Origin of the sequence: Luteibacter yeojuensis, assembly GCF_000964085.1 — a bacterium.
GTDB classification, from domain to species: domain Bacteria; phylum Pseudomonadota; class Gammaproteobacteria; order Xanthomonadales; family Rhodanobacteraceae; genus Luteibacter; species Luteibacter yeojuensis_A.
In genome coordinates this window covers 1-4673 of sequence record NZ_JZRB01000072.1, presented here as the reverse complement: position 1 = coordinate 4673, position 4673 = coordinate 1, and the positions used below count along the sequence as shown (strand labels likewise).

At 68.8% G+C, this 4673-nt stretch carries 4 protein-coding genes; 2 read left to right on the top strand and 2 right to left on the bottom strand.

From position 1 onward, the window contains the following. Positions 1–531: 531 nt before the first annotated feature. Positions 532–1077 (bottom strand): glycine zipper 2TM domain-containing protein, encoded by a 546-nt coding sequence (locus VI08_RS19695; protein ID WP_045831344.1) that lies wholly within the window; start codon positions 1075–1077, stop codon positions 532–534. 205 nt (positions 1078–1282) lie between these two features. On the opposite strand from VI08_RS19695, the gene cysS reads away from it, so the two are divergent. Both cysS and VI08_RS19685 read left to right on the top strand, forming a co-directional pair. Further along, positions 1283–2662, top strand: a complete 1380-nt coding sequence (gene cysS, locus VI08_RS19690; RefSeq protein WP_045831343.1) for a cysteine--tRNA ligase — start codon at positions 1283–1285, stop codon at positions 2660–2662. Further along, on the top strand, positions 2659–3099 hold the full coding sequence (locus tag VI08_RS19685; protein ID WP_045831342.1) for a SufE family protein: 441 nt from the start codon (positions 2659–2661) through the stop codon (positions 3097–3099). Before cysS ends, VI08_RS19685 begins: the two co-directional genes overlap by 4 nt. A gap of 114 nt (positions 3100–3213) precedes the next feature. On the opposite strand, the gene VI08_RS19680 is transcribed toward VI08_RS19685, so the two are convergent. Then, positions 3214–4632 carry a nicotinate phosphoribosyltransferase gene (locus VI08_RS19680; RefSeq protein ID WP_045831345.1) on the bottom strand — a complete coding sequence of 473 codons (1419 nt, stop codon included), beginning with the start codon at positions 4630–4632 and terminating at the stop codon, positions 3214–3216. Between the last annotated feature and the right edge of the window lie 41 nt (positions 4633–4673).

The window sequence follows — 4673 nt, the reverse complement described above, 5'->3', positions numbered from 1 at the left end:
ACACCCACCACCCACCACCCGGCGCGGGGCATCAGGTGCCCGGCACCTCGCAGTGGACCCAACGCCCCGCGCACGCGCACCCTGCAGGCCGCCACCCGTGCGCGAGGCCCAGAGTCGTCCACGCACATAGGAGTATCTCGACCACCACCCCGCCTCCATGCCGCAAAGAGTTCTTGGGGCCACCCCCGAGGCGAGTTCCGCACAAGTGAGCGGCCGTAGGCCCGTAGGAGCGCACACCCGTGCGCGAATGGAAAACACGGCGGCGTAGCCGCAGCCTTGGACGCGAGGGTGGGCACCAAGGGCTCTTCGCCTCGAGGCCACACGCGCCCGGCGGCGAACGCCGCTCAAGACATGCATTCGCGACAGCGGATGAACCGATCAAAGAGCGTCGCTTGCAAGCAAGCTCCCACAGACAAGCAAGCTCCCACAGTAAAGCTGGCTATCAGAGGCACATTTGCCCGTTCCGACAGGTACACATCAAAAAGGGCCGCGATTGCTCGCGGCCCCCTGGGTTTGCCTTGCCGGAACCGGTCAGTCGGCCGGTGAGACGCTCACGCGGACGCGCAGGCGCTCGCCCGGGTCGTAGTTCAGGCGCGAGACGTAGACCTCGCCGCGGTAGCGGTACTCGACGTCGTACCCGGCAATGCGGCGCTGCTCGGTGACCGAGCTGACGTCGCGGCAGCGGGTTTCCGTGCCCTCGTAGACCCGGTCGCCGCTGCGCGAGACGTTGTTGCCGATGGCGCCGCCGGCCACCGCGCCGGCCACGGTCGCGGCCTTGCGGCCATCGCCCTTGCCCACGGTGTTGCCCAGGACACCACCCACGACGGCGCCCAGGATGGTGCCTGCCGCGCTGCCGCTGCCCTGCTGGCGGGTGACCACCTGCTGGTCGTAGCACTCCTGGCGCGGGGTCTCCACGCGCGCGACGCCATACACCGGATCGACGCGCAGGACGTCGGCCCAGCCGAAATGGGTGTTGTCGTCACCGCCCTGCGGCGGGGGCGGCCCGTAGCGGTCCTGGGCGTTGGCACCGGAAGCGAAAACCGCGAGGATCAGCGCGGGGATAAGCAGGCGAGACATGTAGGAAAACCTCCAGCCAGGCACGAAGCGCGCCTAGTGGGTGATATTTCAACAAGTTCACGCTGAATCCACGCTTAGGTCTTTGGTTAGGAAAACAACGGCTTCGTGTCAACCGAATCCCCCCTCGCGCGTGGGCGGCGGGGCCCGGGCCTTGCTACTATTTCAGGCCGGCCCAGGCCGCCGGCCCGCCCCGCATGGACACCCGATGACGATCTCGCTCTACAACACCCTGACGCGCCGCACGGAGGCGTTCGCCCCGCTCGATCCGAACCGGGTGACCATGTACGTCTGCGGGCCCACCGTCTACAACTACATCCACATCGGCAATGCCCGGCCACCGGTGGTCTTCGACGTGCTGGCCAGCCTCCTGCGGCGCCATTTCCCGCACCTGGTGTATGCGCGGAACATCACCGACGTCGACGACAAGATCAACACCGCCGCGGCCGCCGCCGGGGTGCCCATCACCGAGATCACCGGCCGTTACGCCCAGGCCTACCGCGACGACATCGCGAAGCTGGGCGTGGCCCCGCCCGACGTGGAGCCGCACGCCACGGCGCATATCGCCGAGATCATCACCATGATCCAGCGGCTGGTCGCCTCGGGCCACGCCTACCACGCCGAGGGCCACGTGCTCTTCCACGTGGCGTCCTACCCCGCCTACGGCGCCCTCTCCGGCCGCGACCCCGACGAACTCATCGCCGGTGCCCGCGTCGAGGTGGCCCCGTACAAGAAGGATGCCGGCGATTTCGTCCTGTGGAAGCCCTCCGACGAAACCCTGCCCGGCTGGGACAGCCCCTGGGGCCGCGGCCGCCCGGGCTGGCACATCGAGTGCTCGGCCATGAGCGAGGCCCACCTGGGCGACACCATCGACATCCACGCCGGTGGCGTCGACCTCACCTTCCCGCACCATGAGAACGAGATCGCCCAGAGCGTCTGCGCCCATGGTGGCAAGCCGTTCGCCCGGTTCTGGCTGCACAACGGCATGCTGACCTTCGAAGGCCGGAAGATGTCGAAGTCGCTGGGCAACGTGCTCCAGCTGCACGAGCTGCTGAAGAAGCACTCGGGCGAGGCCCTGCGCCTCATGCTGCTGCGCGGCCACTACCGCCAGCCGCTGGACTGGTCCGATGCTGCCCTCACCCAGTCGGTGCGCACCCTGGATGGCTGGTACGGCGCCCTGCGCGACCTGGCCGATGTCCCCACCCGCGAGCCGGTGGTGCCCGCCGCGGTGGAAGCCGCCCTGTGCGACGACCTGAACACCCCGCAGGCCCTGGCCGAGCTCTCGCAGCTCGCCGATGCCGCGCGCCGCGCCACGGGCGGCGACCGCATCGCGGCCAAGGCCGCGCTCATCGGCGGTGGCGCCCTGCTCGGCCTGCTCCAGCAGGATCCTGAGGCCTGGTTCCAGCAGGGCAACCCGGGCGACGCCATCGACGCCGCCATGGTCGAAGCCCTGCTCGAGGAACGCCGCGCGGCCCGCGCGGCGAAGGACTTCGCCCGTTCCGACGCCATCCGCGACGCGCTGAAGGCGCTGGGCGTGGCCATTGAAGACGGCGCGCAGGGCACGCGCTGGAGCGTCGTGAAGGCATGAACACCCCCGTCGAACCCCAGGAAGCCACCGCCGCCGAGGCCCAGGCCGCCATCGCCGAGGAATTCGGCTTTTTCGGCGACTGGACCGAGCGCTACCAGTACCTCATCGACCTGGGCCGGCAGCTGCCGGCTTTCCCGGACGAGGAGAAGAACGAGGAGCACCGCATCCACGGCTGCCAGTCGATGGTGTGGATGATCCCCTCGGGCAATGCCTCGCGCATGTATTTCCAGGCCACCAGCGATTCGGCCATCGTCTCCGGCCTCATCGCCCTGCTGCTGCGTGTGTATTCCGGCCGCTCCGCGCAGGAGATCGTGGATACCGAGCCCGCCTACATCCAGGAGATAGGCCTGGCGAAGCACCTCTCGCCCACCCGCTCGAACGGCCTGGTGGCCATGCTGGCGAAAGTGAAGGCCTACGCGGCGGCGTCGCTAGCCTGAACCAGCCGTAGGCCAGCCCATTGTAGGAGCGCACCCCGTGCGCGACAGCTTCTCGCGAAGGCGCCACAGGCCCTGCAGCGGCGGGGCGAAAGATGTCGCGCACAGGGTGCGCTCCTACGCGAGTGCTGCCCTTTTGCGCACAGCTGCGAAGGTTTGGTCCACCCGCAGCTCGCCGTTTTCCCACACCGTTTCCATCGCGTGCTCCCAGCCGTGGTCGAGCGCCATGTCGGCCGCGCTGGCCACGCCTTCGGGGATCGGCACGGTTTTCCAGGTGCCGTATTCGCGGTGGCGGATGAGGGTCAGGCGGCCGCGTTGGGAGAACTTGCCTGCGTCGGTCACCGGCGCCTTGAACACATCGACCCAGCGGCCGTCGATGCGTGCGGCGGAGCACTTCAGCGCGAACTTCTGCGTATCGCGGTCGACCTTTTGCAGCAGCGCGCCACCCATGCCAAAGGCGATGTTATCGGCGGAGTAACCGGCCCCCGTGAGGCGCTCGAGGATGGCGCGGATGCTCTGCGGGTTCACGCCATCGCCCTGGATGACGCGCACGTGGTTGAGGACCTTGTAGCCCTTGCCGTTCAACGTGCTGCCAAAGGCCTCGTCCAGCAGCGCGACGCACTGGTGCACCACTTCCACCGGGTCGCCGGAATCGGGGCGTACCACCAGCGTGCCACCCGAGGCGATGACCTCGTCGCGTAGCGTCTTGCCCAAATGCTCGCGGATGGCCGCGAAGATGTCGTAGCTATCGGACACCACCGCGACCAGCGAGCCCGGCTTCGCGAACTGGCGGAGCATGTTGCGGTAAGCCTCCACCTCGCGGTCGCGCCCCCAGCTGGTGATGGTGCTGTGCTCGGCGGCGGGGATGGAGTAACCCGCCATGGGCTCGCCGTAGAACGTGCGCGCCGCGAGCACACCCTGCACCGTGTCGGTGCCCATGAAGTTGACGAGGTGGGCCATGCCACCGATGGCCGCGGATTCGGCGCTGGACACCCCGCGCGCGCCGAAGTCGTGCAGCTTGAAGGGCAGCTGCCCCGCCGGGTCGTCGCTGGTCTTGTCGAGGAACGCGGCGATGCAACGCTTCACCTGCCAGCTCAGCGTGGCGACGGTGACCGGGTACCACAGCCGCAGCAGCAGGGTCTCGACGTAGCTGGGCACCCACGGCGCCTCGGGGTCGGTCGACTCGATGGTGACGAGGGCCTGGTGGGTCGGCACCACGCTGCCCTCGGGCACGGCGCGGATGCGCATCGGCAGGCGCCCCCCGTGCGTGTCGACGATGTGGCGCCAGCCGGCCTCGTTGAATGGCTCGCCGTGGGCGGCGAAGAAGTCGCGGGCCTCGTCCACGTCGGCGTGGCCCACCGGCTGCGCCAGCCAACCCTTGAGGATGGCCTGGAGGCCGAAGAACACCGTGCGGTCGTACAGGCCGCCGCGCGACTCCACGTAGAAGAACGTGGCGTCCGTGCCCGGCGGGTACTGCAGCCAGTGGCTGGCCTTGTAGCTGTCGGTGTTGAGGATGAGGTTGGTGGGTAGGGGCATGGTGGTGGGCGGGTGGTGGGTGGTGGGTGGTGGGTGGTGGG